Source organism: Staphylococcus carnosus (assembly GCF_900458435.1).
Lineage (GTDB): Bacteria > Bacillota > Bacilli > Staphylococcales > Staphylococcaceae > Staphylococcus > Staphylococcus carnosus.
In genome coordinates this window covers 342,233-364,665 of sequence record NZ_UHCT01000001.1, presented here as the reverse complement: position 1 = coordinate 364,665, position 22,433 = coordinate 342,233, and the positions used below count along the sequence as shown (strand labels likewise).

Here is a 22,433-nt window from a genome sequence, read left to right as displayed (position 1 = left end):
CGTTTTCTTTATTTCGATATATCGAAATTATAAGCGATATATCGAAATAAGTCAACGATATATCGTTACCTTTTTTACGATATAATTAAAAAAAGCTGTCAAACCCTTTTATAATAAGGTTTAACAGTTTAAATTCATATATTATTTTGTTTCTGAATTTTTCATTAGATTTTCAACGTCTTCCAGATATGGCAAACTTTCTATTGCGCCATACGCTGTAGTGGTTACTCCACCTACTGCATTTGCGAATCTTAAGTATTGATTGCCATTTTCTGTTAAATGCTTTCTATCTTCTTTCAATAATTGAAATATGATTGCGCCTATAAAAGCATCTCCTGCTCCTGTGGTATCCTTCACAGTAACTTCAAATCCGTTCTCACGTGCTATCATTCCATTTTTTGTATAAATGGAAGCGCCATTTTTGCCTTCAGTATAGATAATGATTTCAACATTACCCACAAACAATGATTCAATAGCTTCATTCTCATCTTTTAAATTCGTAATGAATTCTAATTCTTCGTCAGATATTTTAACGATATGCGCTTTGGGAATAAAATCTAAAACTGTTTCACGTAAATCATCAAGAGAATCCCAAAGTGGAAAGCGAAGATTAGGATCAAAAACGACAGTTCCATTTTCTTTCAACATCTTATCAATGATTTCCATATGTGTTTGTTTCATTGGAGATTCTACTAAGTCTACAGAACAAAAATGAAGAATATCTGTTGAACTAAAATTTAAATCGGGTAAATCTTCTGTTTTTAATAGCATGTCTGCTGAAGGTTTACGATAAAAAGCAAAATCACGTTCTCCTTCTTTTGTTAAACTTACAAAGGCAAGTGCTGTAGTCGCTTTATCAGTCTTCATTAAATAATTAGTATCTACACCAATAGTATTTAATGTATCTTCTATTTTTTCGCCGAATGCATCTTCGCCTACTTGTGTAATGATTGAAGCATTGCCCCCTAATTTAGCAACACAACTTGCGACATTTGTTGGTGCCCCGCCAACTTGCGGTTGAAATTGCGAAACCTCTTTCAGTTTTGAATCTCGTTCGTTTGGTATAAAATCAATCAAAGCTTCACCCATTGCAAAAAGCTTATTCATAATTATCCTCTTTTCATCTTCATATTAATTTCAATATCTAATTAATCAACCTACTCAACTAAGTCTAGCCTCTACTCCCAAACTTCTCCGTTATGTGAACCTGCGACTAAACGCAAAGGTCCATTAAATACAATACGTGAAATATATTTTATCAAAGTATTTACATCCATGCGATTTTCGTCTTGCACCCAGTATTTGATGACTGAAATCATTGAACCTGTTACATAACTATGGAAATATTCTACAGGGATTCCTGCTATTTTATTTTTTTCATCAGCCTGATCTAATAAATTTTCTTTAATAATATCCATTATTTTTTCTTCTATTTTACTTCGACGTTCTAATGTTAAAATAACCCGATAAAAATCCATATTATCTGAAACATGTGTAACCACTTTTTTCATTATATGTTCTGAAAATTTTCTATTAAACTGTTCCGGGTTTTCAACATCCGTAATAACATCTCGGAAGCGTGTTAAATCATATAATTGTTTTGCATACTCATCTTCCATTGATTCTAATAAAATATATTTATCTTCATAATGCAGATAAAAAGTCCCTCTATTAATATCTGCAGCATCTGTAATATCACTTACTGTAATATGATCTAAATCTTTTTCTTCTAATAAATGTATAAATGCATTCTTTATTGCTGTTTGTGTTTTACGCACCCGTCTATCTACTGCCATTTTGTTCCCTCCGATAAATTTTAATGAACATTATATTTAAATTTGTTCATTAAAATACAATTAGTTCTAAATTAAGCATTGTATCTATTTATATTACTATTATAATAGTCAAAGTAATGATAAATCAACACAGTGTTTAATAATTATTTATTGGGAGGTCAAAAAATGAACATTTTAAAAAATAAATTACTTTGGATAGCACCAATCGGATTATTGGTAGTTATCATGTTATTAGCAGTTGCGTTCTATCCTGCTTATAATCCAAAACCTAAAAATATTCCACTTGCAGTTGTAAACTTAGACAAAGGTACTGACATGCAAGGCAAACATGTAAATATCGGTAAAGACTTAACAGACAACTTATTGAAAAATAAATCAGAAGCAATAGAATGGAAAGAAGTATCTAGTGAGAAAAAAGCACGTGAAGGAATGGACGTTGAAAAATACTTTGGTACTGTTGTACTAGAAAAAGATTTTTCAAAGCACGCACTCAGCAAAACACAAGCTTCAGTGATGAAAGCTAAACAACAAGAAATGCAAGATAAAGTGAAGTCAGGGGAAATTCCACCAGAAGCTGCACAACAAATGGCTGAGAAAATGAAACAATCAGGTTCTCAAGATGTTAAACCTGAATCAGCACAACTTAAAACAATTATCAGCCAAGGGGTCAACTTACAAGGTTCTCAAATCGCAACTAAAGTATTAGATGGACTTGGTCAAAAAGTTAATGCTCAAATTACAAAACAAAGTTTAGACATTTTAGATAAACAAGATGTAGCAATTCCAGCTAAAAATATCGAAAGCTTAACTCAACCTGTAAATGTAGATAACATTACAGTGCATAAAGTGAAAGATCACCAAGCAAACGGAAATGCATCATTCTTAATGTTTATGCCAGTTTGGATGGGATCATTAATCACATCAGTTATCTTGTTCTTCGCATTCCGTACAAGTAACTTAGTAAGCCGTAAAAACCGTTTAATTGCAGCACTTAGCCAAATTGTTATGACTGCTGTCAGTGCATTAATTGGTAGCTTTGGATATATCTACTTTATGAAAGACGTATTAGGATTCCATTTTGATCATCCAAACCGCGTTGCACTTTATATCATGATAGCATTCATGGGATTCATTGGACTTGTGCTTGGTTGTATGACATGGACAGGCATGAAGATTGTACCAGTCTTCTTCCTATTATTGTTCTTCAGTATGCAACTGTTAATGTTGCCAGAACAAATGCTTCCAGAATTCTACCGTAAATATATTGTAGGTTGGAACCCATTCAGTCACTATGCACATACGCTTAGAGACATCATCTATATGAATCAACATATTGAAATGAACGCAACAATCTGGATGTTTATCGGATTCATGATCTTCGGTATCGTTTCAGTTATCGCAGCTTCATTCGTTCGTAAACACTCAGACAAACGTGCAGAAATTCCAGCATAATTTAATAAATTGGGGAAATTGAAACCACCATCAAGTTGGGAAATTGATGGTGGTTTTTTTATGAGACTCAACAAAAATTATTGTAAGAATATCACAAACTATAACTTTATTTAAATAAAGATTCGAATTCTTCATTTGATTTGATTTTAAGAGGTTCAAAATCAAATTTTTTGAGAGGTGTTTTTAAATCGAGATGTTTCATAAAACCATTGGTTAATCCTTCAACACTATTTTCAACAATTATCGCTTGATTTTGTTCCATATATTGAATTGTTTCTTTCAAATTAACAGTTATAACATCAGTATTAACTGCCAATGCTTCATAAACCACTAGACCTAGGCCTTCATAATTGGAAGAAAGTACAAATGCATCGCAATAGGCTAATAATGGATATGGATTATTTATACCAGTTAAAATAACAATACTATCTCTTGCAAAAGAACTTCTAACTCTATTTATAGTTTTAGATTTTAATGGGCCATGAGGCGCCACTATAACCAAAAATATATTAGGATTTTGTTCAAAAGTATTTTCAAAAGCTTCAATTAGTTTATCATGTCCTTTTTGATAATCATATCTCCCAATATTTATATAAACGGTAATATTATCATCGAAAATCGCATTTAGCATTTTTATTTTGGAAACTCTGAAATAACTATAAAAATCAATGCTAGGATTTTGACTACCTTGAATATTTTCGGGAGTTATATTTTTTTCTACAAATTCTTTTATGTGTCTCTTTTCATTTTCAAATAAAGAGTTGAACTTTTCTTTTAGATCTTCTTCTTTTTTTAATGATTTATATTTTTCAATTACAATTTGACGGCTATTTTTAAATTGATTTTCGAGATTATTTATCACTTTTTGATTTTTATTTACTATAGCTTTATCCAATCTTTCATTTAAAAATGCCTTATAACTTTTTAGTTCATTTTCTAAATTTGGGAAGTAATAATTTAATTCATTTTGTTTATCTTTTATCTCAGGAAGAATATAATCATAATATTCTTCAAATAAAAGTTCATCGATAAGGCCTTTATTTTCCACCCCAAAGATGTTGCTTATTCTCTCTGTAGCTTCATTCAACATTTTATTTGTTCTTTCAACAATATAACTTATATAAGGATTAAATGAATATCTTTCATTTATGTCTCTGATATTTTTAATAGCTGTATGATAATCAGTGTGTTTTGATTCTTTTGTTGATTCTACTATTTCTTTTATTTTATTCTTATATTCCTCAACAATCATTTGTGTTTCAGTTTTATAAGCATTATCATTAAAAGCATAATCAACTTTTACATTAGACAACGTCTCAAAAACATTTTCTTTGCTTAATCGTCTAATTCGCTCTTCTCCCAAAAAGTTATTTACAGTTACTAGTTTTTTAGATAACCCTGAAATTTCTTTATTTAAATTATCCCTTAAATTCTCGTGTACCATTACAACTTTATCCGCACTTTGATAAGCGCTAAATACTATTTTTTTACTAAAATTCTTTTTAGCCTCATACTCTGCAAACATATCCGTATGAACCCAAATCATTTTCTTTGAGTCAATGTGCTTCATCATTTCCGCTTCTTTACGTTCAAAACCTGTATAATGGATAAACCAGTCTATTTTTAAATCGCCAAAAATTCTTTTAAACTCTTCCCTATAAATTCTTGAAAGTTGTTTTTTTCTTCCTTTAGCTTTATAGTCCTCATTCCACAAATACCTTTTTAACAATAATCTATCAGAAACACTACCATTTACTTCACCAGTAATAGGATAAAATAAAACATTCTCAGGTAAATTCAAAAGTTTATAGTAGTGTTCAGGTTTAATTTTACTTTTCTCGAAGAAGCAAATGTAGTTTCTTTTGCTAGTGTCTATATTTTCTAATGTGTTGATTAAAGCACTTGTTACTCCATTGTTCCAAAAACCTCCGCTTAAAATTGCGACTGTTTCTTTTCCATTGTGCAGACTATATTCACTGATTGTTTCATCTACATAATTATTTAACATGTTCTTTAGAATTTTATTAGCACCGTCAATAACATCTGAATATGTAAATCTTCTTTTAAATTTATCATAATCAATAGGGTAAGTATTCTCAATTGCCATTAAAAGGTCATCTAAATTTTCGACACGTTTAAAAGGATATTTATCAATGTCTTCATAAAGTCCTCTACTTTCTATATACTCCTCATAATCATAGGTATATAAAATTACAGGCTTATCTACATTTATATAATCATACATTACAGACGAATAATCGGTTATTAAAGTATCGGTAATTGATAAAAATTCATAGGTTTCATAGTTATTCGGAAACTCTTTTATTTTATTAAAACCTTTGAAATCTATACTACTTTTTTCAAAGTCATGTAATTTAACATATAATACCGTATTAGAATCAAGATTCTTTTCTAAATAGTTTAGCAACTCTTGAGTATGGCTGCTTTTTTTCACTTTACCAACAGAGCCTCTCCAAGTAGGCATGTAGCATATTACTTTTTTATTCTTGATATTAAGGTTTTCTCTTATATTTTCTTTCTTTTTCTCGTCTAAAAATATTGAATTCCTCGGCGAAGATCCAACCACAATTTTTCCTTGGTAGACGTTTTTCATATTATAAGTTTCAATTAAAATATCTTTAGTGTATTCATTACTCACAAAAATTTTATCAGCCATGTAAAAATTACGTTGAACATTTGCAACATCTACAACTACAGGCATATCTTTACCCATATATTTTAACGGAGTTCCATGCCATACAATAAAATATTTTTGTCCTTTTCTCTTGTTGAAAAAAGGATAAAATGTAGTGTCATTAATTAAATATTCACTAGTTGCTATCAGTTCATAGTACTCAACTGATAAATGCTTAATTACATTAACATACGTCATATTGTTATTTTCAAAAAACTTTTTAGCAGCTTCTACATTTTTAACTACTACAAATATCTTTGAACGACGAACTTTCTTTTTGATTTCTTGAACTAAATAATAATTATGCCCTCCAAAAGAATCGCCATGTGTTGATTCTAAAACAAAATGATTTTTCTTTATTTTTTTATTTCTAAAGGCATCAACATAAGTAAATTTCCCTTTATTTTTAGCATAATTATCTAATTTCTTTCTAATCTCTTTTAGTTTTACCATATACGATTTTGATTCCTTTCAATAAAAAGCTTTATCACTTACAGATTTTTTAAAAATTTTGTTATTTCGTCTTTCATATCATCGTTATTCAAAGCAAAATCAATTGTTGTTTTTACAAATCCAATTTTTTCTCCTACATCATAACGCTTACCTTCAAAGTCATATGCGAATACGTTATCATCTTGGTTTAATCTTTCTATAGCATCCGTGAGCTGTACCTCTCCACCTGCGCCAATTCCTTGATTTTCAAGATAGTTGAAGATTTGTGGTGAAAGAACATATCTTCCCATAATTGCCAAATTTGATGGTGCAGTTCCTTCTTTTGGCTTTTCTACAAAATTGTTTACTTGATATAATCGTCCATTTGAAGAAATTGGATTTATAATTCCATATCTATGTGTTTCCGAAGGTTGAACTTCTTGTACTCCAATCACTGATTTGCCAGTTTCTTCATATTTTTGCATTAACTGTTTGATTGCTGGAGTTTCACCTTTAACAATATCGTCTCCTAATAAAATGGCAAAAGGTTCATTTCCAATAAATTGCTTTGCGCATAATACTGCATCTCCCAAACCTTTTTGCTCTTTTTGACGTACATAAAAAAGATTCACTAAATTGGTAGGCTCTTTTGTTTTTTCTAATTCTTTAAACTTCCCGTTAGATTCTAAATTCATTTCTAATTCTTTTTGATTATCGAAATGATCTTCAATAGCTCTTTTTATGTTTTCCAGTAATAATAATCACACCTTCTATCCCAGCTTCTGCAGCTTCCTCCACAATATATTGGATAGTTGGTTTATCTAATATTGGTAACATTTCTTTTGGCATTGCTTTAGTTGCAGGCAAAAATCTTGTTCCTAGCCCTGCAGCAGGTATTATTGCTTTTTTAATCATAACTTTTCTCCCTAATCATTAAAGTTTAATACAAAAAAAGACTTCTAATATAATGCAATTAGAAGTTAGGTTTTTCTTCTATTTTCAAGTGTTAATTTTTTCTTAAATCAATGTAAATTATATTTAAATTTTCAGTTAAAATCAACAGAATTTTTTGTTACTTTTAAATTTGTTACTATTTCTTTTTCTTTTTTTCAAATTTACCTCAACTTAAAAAGCATTCCGTTAAGTATTTATAAAATTTCTAGAACCTTATCTAAAACTATGTTTAATCATATTTTTTAATTTCTAAAGCATAATCAAGAGATTATTTCATTCTTTTCATTGTCTAAATACGCCAACAAAGATATACTAAAGTATAGTTTTATGTAAATTATATAAGTTTATTCTTAAGCAGAATTTAATATTACATAAACAATTCCGCCTGCATTCATATTTTTAAAATAGTTCGAAAAGCAACCGAAAATATAAATAAAGGAGTTTTAGGATTGAATAAAATAGGAAAGGTTTTATTAAACCAAGCAAGCAGGAAATACAAATTTATTTCACAACCTATTAAAGGTTTATTTAAAAGCTCTTATGTAGCAAAAACTACTCGCTACGCAAAATACTATAAGCACAATAAAATCAAAGATAACTATATTGTTTACCAATCTCGTGATGGTAAAAGTATGACAGACAGTCCATATGCCGTATTCTTATACTTATTGTCTAATAAGAATTACAAGCATTTAAAACATATTTGGGTGGCAGATACAAAAAAGAAAAAAGAAGAATTCGAAAAAATTTATAAGCACCACTCCAATGTAGAATTTGTTGTTAAAGAAAGTAATGATTTTTTAAATATCCTCACAACCGCGAAATATATTTTAAACAACTCTACTTTCCCTGCGTATTTCACTAAAAAAGACAATCAAGTTTATGTAAATACATGGCATGGCACCCCTATTAAAGCTATGGGGCTAGATGTAGAGGATAATTTAATCGGATCTCAAAATATTATTAAAAACTTCTTAAGTTCTGATATCCTCTTAAGTCCAAATCCTCATACTTCAAAAATTTTCAAAAGAGCATTTAGTCTTGACGGTTTATATAATGGGAACTTGTTAGAAATTGGTTATCCTCGAATTGATTTAACAATTAATGCGAATAAGAAAAATGTATTCAAACATTTGAAACAATCAGGAATTCGTGTTTCTAATAGAGAAATTATCTTATTTGCTCCAACTTGGAGAGGAAATAATGTGAATAAACCAGAAGATAGTTTAAGGGATGTCTATCGAATGGTAATGGAGTTAAAAAACAACACAGATTATCAAGTTTTAGTCAAAGTACATCCATTTGTGTATAAAACAGCACTGAAATACAAGGAACTCAAACCATATCTCATTCCAGATTCATTTGATACTAACGAACTACTAAGTGTTGTGGATTTATTAATCACTGACTATTCAAGTATATTCTTTGACTTTCTAGTAACAGATAACCCAATAATTTTCTATTCACCGGATTATGAAGAATACAAGAATGACAGAGGTTTTTATATCAAACCTGATGTGTTGCCTGGACCGTCAGTTTTCGATACTGAAAATTTAGTGGATGCTGTTAACAAAGCAAAAATCAATGCATCAAAATATGAAAGACAATATCAAGAATTTAAAAATTTATATGTTCCTTATGAAAATGGCAAAGTAACAGAAAAATTAATCGATACAATGTTCTCTTCTAAAAAAGGTAAATCTTTAAAAACTAAAGAAACTATTTTGATTTATCCAGGTGGTATGAAAAACAACGGAATTACTACTTCCGCAATTAATCTTTTAGAGAATATAGATTATGAAAAATACGATGTTACAATTTTCTTGAATAATACACATAACCAAGAAATACTCAAAAACTTGGAACAAGTCAATGAGAATGTACGAATTATTTTAAGGAAAGGTCCACTTCTTGCAAGCACCTCAGAAAAATACAGAGATATTTTTGTCAAAAATAGAGGCATAAAATCTCTATTAGAAAAGATAGTTTATCCTACCGAAGCTTACGAACGAGAATTCCGAAAAATATTCGGGGACTCTGACTTTGATTATGTCGTAGATTTTAGCGGTTATTCTATGTTTTGGTCCAAGATATTACTTGCTACCCAATCTAAACGTAAATTAATTTATCTTCATAGTGATATCAAAAGTGATATGAACCGCACAGTAAATGGTAATCGTCCACACTACTTGAATTTAAAAGGTATTATTAGTCTATATTATAAATTCGATTACCTTGTTAGCGTTTCCGAAGAAACATGTAAAATCAATATAAATAATCTAGCTACACCTTCAACTAAAAAGAAATTTGTTTCAGCGATGAATACAATCAATCTTCCTAAAATAAATAAACTACTGAATGAAGATACTGATTTCTTTATTCACAAAGGTAACCAAGTGCTTGCGATTCAAAAGAATAATGAAATTGTGAGTGTACCTTTTAACGAAGATGATTATAAAGTTATGGCAATGGGAAGACTTTCTCCCGAAAAAGGATTTGATATATTAATCAATGGTTTCAAAGGAATCGTTAAAACTAGCCCTACTGCCAAATTATACATTTTAGGAGAAGGTCTACTGAGAAAAGCTTTAGAGGATATGATAAAACGTTTGAAATTAGAAGACAATGTATTTTTAGTCGGGCAAAAAGGCAATCCTTTTAACATAATGAAACGATGCGATTTATTTGCTTTAACTTCACACTATGAAGGTCAATCAATGGTTTTACTAGAAGCTTTAACTATCGGTACGAATACATTAGCTTCAGATATACCCGCTAATAGATATGTTCTAAAATTTGGAGATTATGGTATGTTATCAGAAAACACTCCTGATCTGATTGAAGAAAATATTCGTAAATTTATGAATCACACTACTCCGACATTTGAACATTTTGACGCAAACAAACATAATACAGAAGCTTTAGACCAACTTTATTCCTTACTAAATTAAACAAAAAAGTGTCGTGAAACATAGAATTAAGTTTCACGACACTTTTTATTAGGAAAATATCAACTTTCTTTAATTTCCTGTTTCAAACTGTAATTATTTAGTACCATCGGATATAAAGTGTTTCTACCGACAATAATTCTTGCATATGGAATAAATGAAAGTACTATAGCAAGTCCTATACAAAATCCTATAGTAAAAATTGTTGTCAGTGTTAAAAACATAAAAGGGTATCTAACAAAAGATGACAGACCTCTTGAAATATGTTCCACAATAATTTGATGAGATAAATAAACGAAAAAAGAAATCTCACTAATCAAATAAATAAATGTTAAATGCACATGACATAATACTTTGGATAAGCTAATAATTAATACAAAGAACACTCCTGAAAAAATGAATAAATCAAAACGATTAGACTCATTAAGATGTACATCAAACTTAAAAATATTTATAGCAATAATTCCAGCACTCACTACGAGCAATAATAAAAACCAATATATTTTTTGATGCACAAACTTCATTACAGCGTCATAATATTTTCCTATATAGAAGCCCAATACAAAATAGAATAACCAATTCAATATAATAGTCCGATTATAAAGAATATAATGTTCTGACCACCAATTAAGATAGTTTGTACTGTAATACATTAAAATTGCATGCGCAAAACTAATAGCAAATGAAACAACTATTGGTATTAAAGGCTTCATTTTATCTAGTGCTTTATGAAAAATTATATGTAGAATAAAAAACTGGAAAATTACTAATACAAACCAGCCGAAAAATTTCCCTTCAATAAGAATATTTAAAACAAGATACCAAAGTGTATGATGCTTGGCAGGATCAAAGTAAATTTCAAATATTATAAATAAAGCAAAGAATATGTATGGTATTAAAATAAATTTTATTCTCTTTGTCAAAAAGTTCTTGGGCAAGTGTTTCGAATATCGCATCCCAAGTAAAGTCTCTGATAACATAATGAAACATGGTGTTGCACTCAAAAGAAGGATTTGTAAATATTTAATTAGTTGCCTTTGAACCTCTCCTGCATGAATATCATTAATAAATCCATTCATTACATGAACAATCACAATAATAATACAAAATATAGATCTAGCATATGTTAATTCAGTTTTTTTCTGCATATTCTCCTCCTTTTAAACGTGATATAAATAGCATTTTAAAACACTCTGAATATCACTGCTCTTGACAAACTAGAAGCACTATATATTGATGAGCCAACAATAATTATATGTAAATTTAATTAAAAATGTAACATACTTCGTCATTAATTAAAAGAAGATAAAGCTTAATAGTTATCAAAACCACGCTATAAATGAAACTTTTTGGGTAATCACTATCAAATTAATTTGAATAATCATTATAGAGACAAAATTTTAACTTCCTTCTTTTCTATATCATTTCTCTCTTTAACCTCATATTATTCTTCTTTATTTTGTACATGATTTTTGAGAAAACAAACGTTAATTGCAACATTGACAAAAACGCTATTTATTTGTTTAATTGTTATTAATTGTGGATTAGTATATTGATTATTGCAACTTAACCGAATTTCATACTTAGTTATTTATAAATCACTTTCACTTTTGCAAAACATTACAAAGCATTATGTAAACGCAATATATAGTTATTTTATTGTGTGAATTTTTAAATTCGAGTGTTATTAGCATTAACAAACTGATTAATGTAAGTAATGGTTGCAAACCAACTAAATTAAGTTGTATTTATATTGATAATAAAATGTAAAATAAGGATGAATAAAAATGCGAGAAAAACTTTTAAGTATCATTGTACCTGTTTATAATGTCCAAGGATATCTACACGACTGTATAGAATCATTGCTAGAACAAAATCTAGATGATAACTTATATGAAATAATTTTAATTAATGATGGATCTTTAGACGGCTCTGGTGAAATTATCAATCACTTTAGTAAAATGCACTCTAATGTTAAAGCTTATCATTTTGAAAATAGCGGTCTAGGTGCTACTCGTAATAAAGGAATTGAACTAGCACAAGGAAAATATATTGCGTTTTTAGACAGCGATGACTTTGTTCCTAAAAATGCTTATAGTTCATTATTAGAATCTGCCTTTATTAATGAAGCAGAGGTAGTAACAGGACCCGTAGAAAGATTTGAAAATAACAAATATAGCCGTTCAGGTTTACATAAAAAAGTAGATTTTACTGAAAAAATAAACACTAATTTCTTTGAAACACCTTCTTTAGTTTATGATAGTACTAGTACTAACAAAATATATAAATCTTCTTTCTTAAAAGAAAACCAAATTGTGTTCCCAGAAAATATAGTTTATGAAGACATCTATTTTACAATGAAATCTTTTAGCTTAGCTAAAAAAATTAACATCATTCCAACAGTGACTTATGTCTGGAGAATCAGAACTGGAGAGAGTGTTTCAATTTCTCAAGATCGATTCAATATACAAAGCTATAAAGATCGTGTAAATACATGCTTGAATACTCTATCATTTCTCAAAAAACATGCTTCTAAAAAATTGTGTGACGAATTCGAAAAGAAAGTAATAATTTTTGATTTACCTCTGTTCTTTCCTGAATATACAGAAACTAACAAGTCATATACTAAAGATTTTATTAAAGTTACGAGAAAAGCACTTACTAAGCTGGATAAACGATATATTTTAGACTGTGATTATCGCAAGCAAGCAATTTACTATGCCATACAAAAAAAGGATTATAAAACAGTTTTAAATTATAGTGTTGATAAAGTAAAAACTATGCAATTAGGCAAAATTTCAAACTCAAAGCCTTCTGATAAGTATTTGAAAAATTATTATTTAAAAAAATCACTTTCAATCACAGCGACATTTTAAAAACTAAAGTGAAGGAAGCAGCATTTAAAGATAATAATATTTACATTAGTGCAAAGATTACTTCTCCACTTCTAGTTGCTATTGAAGAAAAATATCTTTCAGCCTTTATTTATAATGATAAAGAAAACACCGAAATACAAATTAGAAAAACTGATGAAGATTTATATGAAATCAAAATACCTACAGAAATTATACCAGTCACAAACCATTCTTCATTAAATAAAATTAAATTAATATATCAAGATGGGGACTTGTATAATGAAAAGGTATTAAGTGAACCAGGAGCCAATAATATTGCGACAACAGTTAATAAAAAAACTGGAAAATGGAGCTATAAATTAGATTATACATTTAGTTGGGAATTATATATATCAAAAGAAAACATTACAAATGTCTTCGATAACTTGGTCATACAAGATAATAATTTGATTATCAAAGCAACTCATATAGATCCCAATTCACAATTTAAATTAAAAAATTTCCGAGAAAAACCTATTATCGGACAAGTACAAGAGGATAAAATAATATTTAACTTAAATAGTTTTAAAGCTATTCAAAGATTATTTGAATTAGAAGTAAGTAATGACGGTGTGAAAACACGAAACTTTAAATTCAGTAAAATCCCATTTTATTCTTCACAGATAAAACAAGATGAATTCCACGAATACGTAATAAGAGTGTATAATAACCACTCTTTTACTTTAAATAGAAAAGGAAGACACTCTAATGTTATAGATATGAGAAAAAACAATAGAAATTTATTAATTCGTTTTGAAAGTCCTTATAACTTAGATGTTTCACCCAGCAAAATATTTCTTTCCTTAAAATCAACTAATGGTAAGGTAGTGAAAAAGTTCCCAGCTGATATCATAGATAAAAATATTTGCCAAGTTGCAATACCTTTAGAAACTAATGACATTAATTATTTTGTTACTTATGGAAATTTCGTATTTTCTATTGATTATTATTTAAACAATAAATTATTACCTTCTTCATTATTATTAAATGCAAATCGTAAAGTAAAATTTCCATTTTCCTTTACTTATAAAAATAGAACGTATGACTTTAGTTCAAAAAATGGAAATTTAATATATTTAAATAAGAAGCAAATATGGGATAAAGTGGATAATACAAGACAGAAAAGAAAAAGAAATTATAAATATCTTTATCCCCTATTCCGCATCTTGCCTAAAAATAAGAAAAAAGTTATTTATTACTCTTATTGGGGAGATCAATATTCTTGTAGTCCAAAAGCTATTTATGAAACTTTAGAGAACAAAAAAAATAAATATAAAAATATATGGATAATGAATGATGTCAATATTCCAATAAAAGGCAATGGACAAGTTGTTAAAAAGAATTCTTTAAAATATTGGTTCCATTTAGCCACAGCTAAATATTTCATCCAAAATACAAATATGCCTATAGATTATAAAAAAAGATGGGGACAAAAAGAAGTACAAACTTTCCATGGTACGTTTATGAAAACTATGGGATTTGATACACCTGAATTTAAATTTGAAACACGACAAAATAAAATAGATGAATTCCAAAAGAAAATTAACAATTGGGACTATGTTTCTATTCCATCAAATTATATGAGCAGTAAGGCCAAAAGTGCATTTAATACAAATGTTAAATCTATACATTCAGGTTTCCCAAGGAATGATATGATTTTTGATTCTCTAAAAGAAACAGAGAAAATTAAAGACAATTTAAATATACCATCGAATAAAAAAGTAATACTTTATGCACCAACTTGGAGAGAAGGAAAATCTTCAAATATCAAATTAGATATTGATAATATGCAGAAAATACTAGGCGATGATTTCATATTGTTAGTAAGAGCTCATTATATGGTTAGTAATAATATGGATATTCGTCAATACTATCCTTTCGCTATAAATGTTTCTAACTACCCAAGTATAGAAGAATTGTACGCAATAAGTGATGTTTTAATTACGGATTATAGTTCTGTAATGTTTGATTATGCCTATTTAAAACGTCCAATGCTGTTTTTCGCCTATGATCTTGAAAAATATCTATATAGTGAAAGAGGTACTTATCTAGATTATGAAAAAATAGTGCCTGGACCAGTAATCAGAACAACTGATGCTTTAATTGATGAATTGCAGAATTTCTCTTCATTAGAATCTAGATATAAAGATAAATATCATAAATTTTATGATGAATTTTGTCAATTTGGTCGCAACGGAGATGCTTCAGAGACAGTAATAAAAGCATTGTTCAAATAATTTCTATAAACTTCGAACACCTTGTTACAGCATATAAAGGCTGGCAAAAAATGACTCTCTTTCAAATAGACTGGTCTCTCACATTATAGAGGTTAAGCAGCATTTAGCTGCTTAATCTCTTTTTGTATTTGCGGAAAAAAGTTTTATATATAAAATAATATAATTGCCCAAATTGAAGAAATTTTTAAAGCCTAAAGAAAACATTTTTATCATTACATTATTTTGAATACTGTTGAATTCTTTCATATGTTCCCCCTACTACTGACCATGCATAATTCATTGTTATTAAATGGAAAAATCGCATACGAAGTTTTTAGTTGTGAAAATCCGTCTATTCCATTTAGTTTTGTCATAAAGTTTTTATTTGTCAATACAAACATTTACATACGCCTTAATTTCAGGTTTAGAACCCTTTTCTGCCAAAGTTGGCCGTAATTTTACTGATTAGGTATTAATAATACCTAGCAACTCAGAAACATCGGACAAGTTATTTACCAATACGATTCGACATGGACTCAAATAAAATAAGGTTAATCAGTCAACTCTCTTTGGCTTCTTGCTTTAAACCATAATTATTCAACACCATTGGATAAAGTGTGTTTCTTCCTACAATAATTCTCACATATGGAATAAATGAAAGCATAATAGCTAGTCCTATACAAAATCCTATCGTGAAAATAACAGAAATAAAAATATAGATAATAGGATGTGTAACAAATGACGATAAAGCTAATGAAATGTACTTAATAATTATTTGATGCGCTAAATAAATAAAAAAAGAGATCTCACTTATAAGATAAAGCATTGTTATATGAAAGCGACTTATGAATTTAGCTCCATATATAACTAATAAGAATGATAGGCAAGAATAAATGAGCAAATCAAACCTTAAAGATTCATTCAAAAATATTTTTAAGTGAAAGAAATTAAACGCTAAATATGTCAAAGCCAAAATCCAAGCTGAAAACAGTATCCAAATATTTCGCTTGATGAATTCAAAAATCAAATCATAATATTTTCCAACATAAAAACCAACAATAAAGTAGAATAGCCAATAAAGAATAATCGTTCTTGGGTATAGCGGATAATAGGTTTCCCACCATTTATGATAGTCTTGATTGAAATACATAAAGTATGAGTGGAGAGCACTAATAATAAGAGAACCTGCCAACAAGAATAATGGATTAGATTTATTTAATACTTTATAGAATATTTTATGTAGAATAAAAAATTGAAAAATAACAATGATAAACCAACCAAAAAAGTTCCCTTCCAGCACTATAAATTTAAATAAATTCCAAAACGACTCTTTATTTTGACTGTTCATAAATTTATCGCACGTCACATATACACCAAGTATAACGTAGGGAACTAAAATATATTTAGCTCTTTTAACCAAGAAATTCTTAGGTATAAATGTGGAATATCTCAATCCAAGCAACGTTTCAGACAACATTATAAAACATGGGGTAGCACATAATAATGAAATTTGAAAAAACCCTACTAGTCTTTTCTCAACTGTTTGTGTAGTTGAAATCAGCGGATCTATTAAATATCCAGTTATTGCATGAACAAAAACAACCATGATACAAAAAATACCTCGTGCATATGTAAGCTCTATTTTTCTCTCCACATCATTTACCTCTTATAATTAATAAAATAAGTCATAAAATTCAAACTTACAAACGATTATATTTAAGTTCTTACATATACACAATAAAATTTACAATAATTAAACAATCTAATAGATAGTATAGAGTGCAGTTGTGATAAATATTGGCCATTAAAAAATATAAAAAAACAGTTCTGATATTTATTTGAAGAGTAATATCAGAACTGTTTAAAAATGTAATTCATTTGTTATTCTTATTATTTTTTAACAATGCTACGTGTCAACTCTTGATTTGTGCTACTTCTTTTTCTTATTTTTCTTCTTTTTATCTTTTTTCTTAGTATCTTTTTTAGAGTCTTTATCTTTACTTTTATTGTCATTTAATGTGTCTGAAGAAGACTTATTCTCTTTGGTTTTTCTTGCTTCTTTCACAATCTCATCTACTTCAATAGTTGCTTCTACTTCATTTGGTTCAAAGTCAACTGTTTCGATTACAGCTTCATCAATTTCCACATCTTCAGGTTCAGGACCTTGCCCTACTTCATAAGTTTGTAAATAAACTTGGACTTTAAAGTCTTTGTATTTACCTTTATATAATTCTTCAATATCACCTTTTTTAATATAGATATCAGAATTATTATCTAAAATGGGATTAAAGACCGCTGATTGTAATCTAGGTTCGATGATTTCTTCAATAGAATAATCTCGTGCTTCACGATGACGGAAGATACTTTTATATACAAGATCTCCTTCTTTTAATTCTGGATAAAGTTTCAAGAACTCTGTTTTTGTTTCAGGCAACTCAAATTTTTTCTTAGCTTGTACATCTACATAAATCGCCGCAAAGTGCAGTTTAGCATCTTCAGAAACAGTATAAGTCCATGACTTTGGAGGATTAACAATTTTATTCAAATTGTCTTCAATATCACGCTTAATTGATTTCACAGCGTTTGACTCCTCAACCGTAGGATTTTGTTCAAAATCTTGAACGTATACAGACTTCAGCTTAATAATATTACTTAATTCATTATTGTCTAGAATAGCTAAATCCAAACGCGCAATTTCTCTTGCTACGGTTTCACTATCAGAATTTCTTAATAATTGAATGCCTAACAAATCTTTTAAAGTACCATCATTACGACTTGTTAAAGTAAGATAAGCTAAGTCATCACCAAAATGCTTAAAGTTTTTATCAAGTTTATTTAGTCTCTTTTTTAAAAGATCAGTTACATTTAATTTCATTATTCATCATTCCCCCATAAAATATCATTAATTTTTCGTGGTTTAATACCTTATACCCTAAATAGACTCGTATAATATTAAGATTTTATTGTATTTAACCTTAATGAAGTGCTGAGGAATGTTTGGGCTATTTAATACGTATTTATTTTACTAATAGAAAATGTTTAAGTAGGCCGTCAAGAGATGATTAAACATACTCAATATACTAAAACTAATAAAGCAAAATAACCTGTATAGTTTTTTATTTCCTTTAAGAGATTTAAATAATCAATCAAAAAAGCGACTTTTCTGTTCATAATCAAATTATAATTAGCAACTATTCTAAAGCACTACGACATCTCACTAGCTGATGTATCATCAAGTTTTATATATTTTAAAATTTCTGTATAAACAGCTTTAGTAATAGCATTCGGGGAGTTACTATAAAATTGAGTTTTTAAAATGAAGTCTCTAGGAGTCATATGATAAGTTTCTTTAAATCTTTTCAAAAAAGTACGTTGGCTTGGAAACCCGAATTCCTCCCATATTTCATTATCTTCTCCTCTTAATATTAGATTTTCAGCTAAATTATATAGTCTTATATTTGTAAGATACTCAGTAAATGTCATTTGCATTTCTTGTTTAAATTTTCTTGAAATAAAACTTTCGTTAAAATAAAGCTCTTGAGCAATCACACATAATTTTAGAGGTTCTTTATAATTTTCATTAATATATTCAAGAATTTTATTGATTGTAGTGCTCAAAGTAGGACGGAATAAATAGTTATTGAAGGTTTCCATATAGACCCGCAAATAATTCAACATCTTTATGAAACTGATATCTGCTTCCAAATAATTTTTCTCATATATGTTTCTAATGGTATTCATAAATGAGTCTTTGATGTGATGATGAATCTCAAAATTATTTTCAGTATTCAAGGCATTCTTAACGTAATATTTTCCAAAATATTTTTTGTGAATAGCTAAATAGATAATTCTTCCATTATCAATTTCTAAATCTAAAGGCGGCTTATCCGGCTTTTGAATAAATAATTCTCCAGAACTATAGACAAGCGTTTCTTCTTCCTTTAGCATCTTGACGTTACCTGAAAGCACAAAATATATATGAATATATTCATTATCCTTGGTCAAATCTAAATTACAAACTGATTATTTAATAATACAGTAGTTATAATTCATTGGAGTCCCCCCTGATATCATTTTATAAATATTTAGGTAAAAAAATTAGAAAGAAAATATAAAGTGGTCGAACGAAGAATGGTTGTGGCAGAAGGATGATTCAAAGTATTTTTATAAAACATCTGATTTCTACTATAATCTAATTACATGATGTAATCTGAAAATTTATCTCAAATCCCTCACTTTTCATTATTATAATATACTATTATCTTCCAAATTAGAATACTTTTTTAACAAATAAATGCTCTAATCAGATATAAATGTATACAGTATTCTTCAAAAAACTCAGTAGTAATTCACAAACATTAAAAAGAAAAATCGCACCCTAATTAGAGTGCGATCTTGTCAAATAGTCTTTAATTTTCTTCGTCTTTGTGATCAATCCATTCAAGCATCAAGTCAATATGGCATCCTTTCGGTTCAAGACATTGCATATGACCTAGATGTGCGAATGCATATAAATCTATTGTATTTTCTTCATTTTGAGACACATAAGCTAATGTAGACTCTACTTTTACACCGCTATCATTAAAACCTTGAATTATTAAAGTTTTTGTTTTTAATGGCAAACGTGACATTGGAGACGCCGCTTCAAGAGCTGCTTCTGTAATATCTCCAAAATACTCTTCTACTGCATTTCTTCCTAATCCTTGTTCTTTTGTGTAAGGTACATCTGTTACAGGTGCCATCGCAATAACACGGTCAGCTTCATCCGCATTATTCAATACTAATTGACCACCTACAGAGTGACCAATTAAAATAATCTCTTGATTATCAACATATCTAGAAGACTTGAAAGCTTGAAGTGCTTTTTTAGTATCTTCTTCTGGTATTGGCCATGCATGTTCTCCACGTCTATATTCAACGTTTGCTACATTGTAACCTTCTCTTGTAAGCATCTCTATTAATTTATCATTTAATGAACGATCATATTTTTGTCTCCAGTAACCGCCATGAATCAATACTAACCATTTGTCGTCATGTTCAGCTATTGTGTCTGGCGCCGGATAAATATCAATCAATTGTTCTTCATGGTCTCCATAATATAGTTCTTCCATCATAGTAGCACTCCTAAATTGGTAGTTTTGACATAACATTAAATATTTACCCGATTTATAAAGTAGGCAACCGTCATCAAATATTTTGTCTTTCATTAACATTTTTAAAACCATTCAAAGTTTTTGATGTTTTTATTAAAATACTTATTGACGGGTAGGTTATCTTATTATATAATAATTCTTGTGTTAAATATTGATGGAGAAATACCCAAGTCCGGCTGAAGGGATCGGTCTTGAAAACCGACAGGGGCTTAACGGCTCGCGGGGGTTCGAATCCCTCTTTCTCCGCTACTTAAAGCTTCGATTCAAAATTTTGAGTCGAAGCTTTTTTGTTGCGATTTTTACATACAACATACAAAAAAACAGACACTCCTATATTTTAGAAATGCCTGTTTATTCTCTCACTTTATTTCAAGCTATCTGTAATCTCTTTAATTTCTTTTTGTGATAAGTCAACGATTTTTTCGCCGTCTTTAGTGTCTTCTTTTAATGCTTTTCTTGCTTCTTTAGAATGATACAATTCAGCAACTTTTTTATATGTTTTGTTGTCTTTGTCTTTATCATTAACTGCAATGATGTTGATGTAAGGTTTAGAAGTATTTGTATTATCTTTTTCTAAGAAGATCGGGTCTTTTTTAGGATCTAATCCTGATTTTGATGCAACACCGTTATTAATAACTGCGATATCAACATCATCTAAAGAACGTGCTGTTTGTTGTGCATCAACTGCTTTAATATCTAGATCTTTTTTGTTTTCAACGATATCTTTTTTACTGCCTTTTAAACCAAAGTCTTTAGAAAGTTTGATATAACCAGCACTTTCTAATAATTTCAATGCACGTGCTTGGTTAGAAACGTCATTAGGAATAACAACTTTTGCACCTTTTTTCAAATCTTTAATATCTTTGATTTTCTTAGAATAAATACCCAATGGTGCAAAAACTGTTGTGCGGATTGGTGTGATATGTGTACCTTTGTTTGCTTTTTCATATTCATGTAAGAATGCGAAGTGTTGGAATGCGTTCATGTCGATATCCCCATCATTTAGCGCCTTGTTCGGTACGTTGTAATCAGAGAACTTCTTGATTTCAACGTTGATTCCATCTTTTTTCGCAAGTTCTTTTACTTTATCCCATACTTTCGTATCATCTGATGCTACCCCTACTGTCACTGTCTTGTCATCTTTTTTATTGCCGCCACATGCAGCAAGTACAACGACTAATGCCATTAATAATACTAATAATTTTTTCATATCCTAAATACCCCTTTGTTTGATTAATTTCTGCGAATTTTCTTAGCTAAGACATTCCCGAGAGATTGAATCAGCTGAACCATAATCACTAAGATAACTACTGTAATCACAATGACGATAGTATCAAAACGTTGATAACCATATGCTAATGCCAAGTCACCAATACCACCGCCACCTACTGCACCTGCCATTGCTGTTGAACCGATTAAACCAATAATCGCAGTTGTAATCGCTAAGATTAAAGAGCCCAAAGCTTCTGGCATTAAAAAGTAACGAATAATTTGGAAAGGTGAAGCGCCCATTGCATGTGCCGCCTCAATTACACCTGAATCTACTTCTAACAAAGAGTTTTCAACCAAACGTGCAATATAAGGTGCAACATATACTGTTAATGGTACGATAGCTGCTGCTGTCCCGATTGATGTTCCTACAATCAATTTTGTGAATGGCACAATCGCAATTAACAAAATAATGAATGGAATAGAACGGAAGATATTAATAATCGGGTTCAAGATATGGTAAACTGCAACATTTTCCCAAATTCCATTTTTCTTTGTAACAACAAGCAGAATGCCTAATGGAATTCCGATTAATGCACCGATTACTAATGAAATCGAAACCATCAATAACGTTTGATAAAGTGCTTCCCATAATTGAGATGAATCTAATGATGAACCTAGCAT

The 22,433-nt window shown here is 29.3% G+C and carries 14 protein-coding genes, 1 tRNA gene and 1 pseudogene; 5 read left to right on the top strand and 11 right to left on the bottom strand.

The annotated features are described in order from the left end of the window. Nucleotides 1–141: 141 nt before the first annotated feature. Nucleotides 142–1,107, bottom strand: coding sequence for a carbohydrate kinase family protein (locus tag DYE31_RS01490; RefSeq protein WP_015901416.1), 966 nt, complete (start codon nt 1,105–1,107; stop codon nt 142–144). A 71-nt stretch (nt 1,108–1,178) separates the two neighbouring features. Further along, nucleotides 1,179–1,796: a TetR/AcrR family transcriptional regulator gene (locus DYE31_RS01485; RefSeq protein ID WP_015901417.1), complete on the bottom strand. Its 618-nt coding sequence runs from the start codon at nt 1,794–1,796 to the stop codon at nt 1,179–1,181. A 165-nt stretch (nt 1,797–1,961) separates the two neighbouring features. On the opposite strand from DYE31_RS01485, the gene DYE31_RS01480 reads away from it, so the two are divergent. Further along, on the top strand, nt 1,962–3,248 hold the full coding sequence (locus DYE31_RS01480) for a YhgE/Pip domain-containing protein (RefSeq protein ID WP_015901418.1): 1,287 nt from the start codon (nt 1,962–1,964) through the stop codon (nt 3,246–3,248). 106 nt (nt 3,249–3,354) lie between these two features. Here DYE31_RS01480 and DYE31_RS01475 read toward each other — a convergent pair whose 3' ends face one another. Continuing rightward, nucleotides 3,355–6,396 carry a CDP-glycerol glycerophosphotransferase family protein gene (locus DYE31_RS01475; RefSeq protein WP_015901419.1) on the bottom strand — a complete coding sequence of 1,014 codons (3,042 nt, stop codon included), beginning with the start codon at nt 6,394–6,396 and terminating at the stop codon, nt 3,355–3,357. A 38-nt stretch (nt 6,397–6,434) separates the two neighbouring features. After that, nucleotides 6,435–7,290: pseudogene (gene galU / locus DYE31_RS01470) on the bottom strand (UTP--glucose-1-phosphate uridylyltransferase GalU). Between the two features lie 488 nt (nt 7,291–7,778). Here galU and DYE31_RS01465 point away from each other — a divergent pair. Continuing rightward, the gene (locus DYE31_RS01465; protein ID WP_015901422.1) at nt 7,779–10,280 is read left to right on the top strand and encodes a glycosyltransferase; all 2,502 of its coding nucleotides are present in this window, start codon (nt 7,779–7,781) and stop codon (nt 10,278–10,280) included. Between the two features lie 59 nt (nt 10,281–10,339). Here the strand turns inward: DYE31_RS01465 and DYE31_RS01460 are convergent, their stop codons facing one another. Beyond that, a complete protein-coding gene (locus DYE31_RS01460; RefSeq protein WP_015901423.1) occupies nt 10,340–11,425 on the bottom strand; it encodes an acyltransferase family protein in 1,086 nt (361 codons plus the stop codon). Nucleotides 11,426–12,064: 639 nt separating this feature from the next. On the opposite strand from DYE31_RS01460, the gene DYE31_RS01455 reads away from it, so the two are divergent. Next, complete coding sequence (locus tag DYE31_RS01455) at nt 12,065–13,153, top strand: glycosyltransferase family 2 protein (RefSeq protein WP_015901424.1); 1,089 nt, start codon at nt 12,065–12,067, stop codon at nt 13,151–13,153. Between the two features lie 8 nt (nt 13,154–13,161). Then, a complete protein-coding gene (locus DYE31_RS01450) occupies nt 13,162–15,408 on the top strand; it encodes a CDP-glycerol glycerophosphotransferase family protein (protein ID WP_015901425.1) in 2,247 nt (748 codons plus the stop codon). A gap of 538 nt (nt 15,409–15,946) precedes the next feature. Here the strand turns inward: DYE31_RS01450 and DYE31_RS01445 are convergent. The 4 genes from DYE31_RS01445 to DYE31_RS01430 form a co-directional block, all read right to left on the bottom strand. Further along, nucleotides 15,947–17,041, bottom strand: coding sequence for an acyltransferase family protein (locus tag DYE31_RS01445; RefSeq protein ID WP_015901426.1), 1,095 nt, complete (start codon nt 17,039–17,041; stop codon nt 15,947–15,949). A gap of 276 nt (nt 17,042–17,317) precedes the next feature. Further along, nucleotides 17,318–18,262 carry a hypothetical protein gene (locus DYE31_RS01440; RefSeq protein WP_015901427.1) on the bottom strand — a complete coding sequence of 315 codons (945 nt, stop codon included), beginning with the start codon at nt 18,260–18,262 and terminating at the stop codon, nt 17,318–17,320. Between the two features lie 329 nt (nt 18,263–18,591). Beyond that, nucleotides 18,592–19,335 (bottom strand): helix-turn-helix transcriptional regulator, encoded by a 744-nt coding sequence (locus DYE31_RS01435; protein ID WP_015901428.1) that lies wholly within the window; start codon nt 19,333–19,335, stop codon nt 18,592–18,594. Nucleotides 19,336–19,796: 461 nt separating this feature from the next. Then, entirely contained in the window at nt 19,797–20,501 is a 705-nt protein-coding gene (locus DYE31_RS01430; RefSeq protein ID WP_231839063.1) for an alpha/beta hydrolase family protein, read from the bottom strand. A gap of 195 nt (nt 20,502–20,696) precedes the next feature. Here DYE31_RS01430 and DYE31_RS01425 point away from each other — a divergent pair. Next, nucleotides 20,697–20,786: transfer RNA gene (locus tag DYE31_RS01425), tRNA-Ser, on the top strand. Between the two features lie 118 nt (nt 20,787–20,904). Here the strand turns inward: DYE31_RS01425 and gmpC are convergent. Further along, complete coding sequence (gmpC, locus tag DYE31_RS01420; protein WP_015901430.1) at nt 20,905–21,750, bottom strand: dipeptide ABC transporter glycylmethionine-binding lipoprotein; 846 nt, start codon at nt 21,748–21,750, stop codon at nt 20,905–20,907. A gap of 23 nt (nt 21,751–21,773) precedes the next feature. After that, entirely contained in the window at nt 21,774–22,433 is a 660-nt protein-coding gene (locus DYE31_RS01415; protein WP_015901431.1) for a methionine ABC transporter permease, read from the bottom strand.

What these genes read in the sequence shown, in the direction of transcription:
- DYE31_RS01490 (WP_015901416.1), bottom strand. Translation starts at nt 1,107, where the DNA reads ATGAATAAGCTTTTTGCAATGGGTGAAGCTTTGATTGATTTTATACCA.
- DYE31_RS01485 (WP_015901417.1), bottom strand. Translation starts at nt 1,796, where the DNA reads ATGGCAGTAGATAGACGGGTGCGTAAAACACAAACAGCAATAAAGAAT.
- DYE31_RS01480 (WP_015901418.1), top strand. Translation starts at nt 1,962, where the DNA reads ATGAACATTTTAAAAAATAAATTACTTTGGATAGCACCAATCGGATTA.
- DYE31_RS01475 (WP_015901419.1), bottom strand. Translation starts at nt 6,396, where the DNA reads ATGGTAAAACTAAAAGAGATTAGAAAGAAATTAGATAATTATGCTAAA.
- DYE31_RS01460 (WP_015901423.1), bottom strand. Translation starts at nt 11,425, where the DNA reads ATGCAGAAAAAAACTGAATTAACATATGCTAGATCTATATTTTGTATT.
- DYE31_RS01455 (WP_015901424.1), top strand. Translation starts at nt 12,065, where the DNA reads ATGCGAGAAAAACTTTTAAGTATCATTGTACCTGTTTATAATGTCCAA.
- DYE31_RS01440 (WP_015901427.1), bottom strand. Translation starts at nt 18,262, where the DNA reads ATGAAATTAAATGTAACTGATCTTTTAAAAAAGAGACTAAATAAACTT.
- DYE31_RS01435 (WP_015901428.1), bottom strand. Translation starts at nt 19,335, where the DNA reads ATGCTAAAGGAAGAAGAAACGCTTGTCTATAGTTCTGGAGAATTATTT.
- DYE31_RS01430 (WP_231839063.1), bottom strand. Translation starts at nt 20,501, where the DNA reads ATGATGGAAGAACTATATTATGGAGACCATGAAGAACAATTGATTGAT.
- gmpC (WP_015901430.1), bottom strand. Translation starts at nt 21,750, where the DNA reads ATGAAAAAATTATTAGTATTATTAATGGCATTAGTCGTTGTACTTGCT.
- DYE31_RS01415 (WP_015901431.1), bottom strand. Translation starts at nt 22,433, where the DNA reads ATGCTAGGTTCATCATTAGATTCATCTCAATTATGGGAAGCACTTTAT.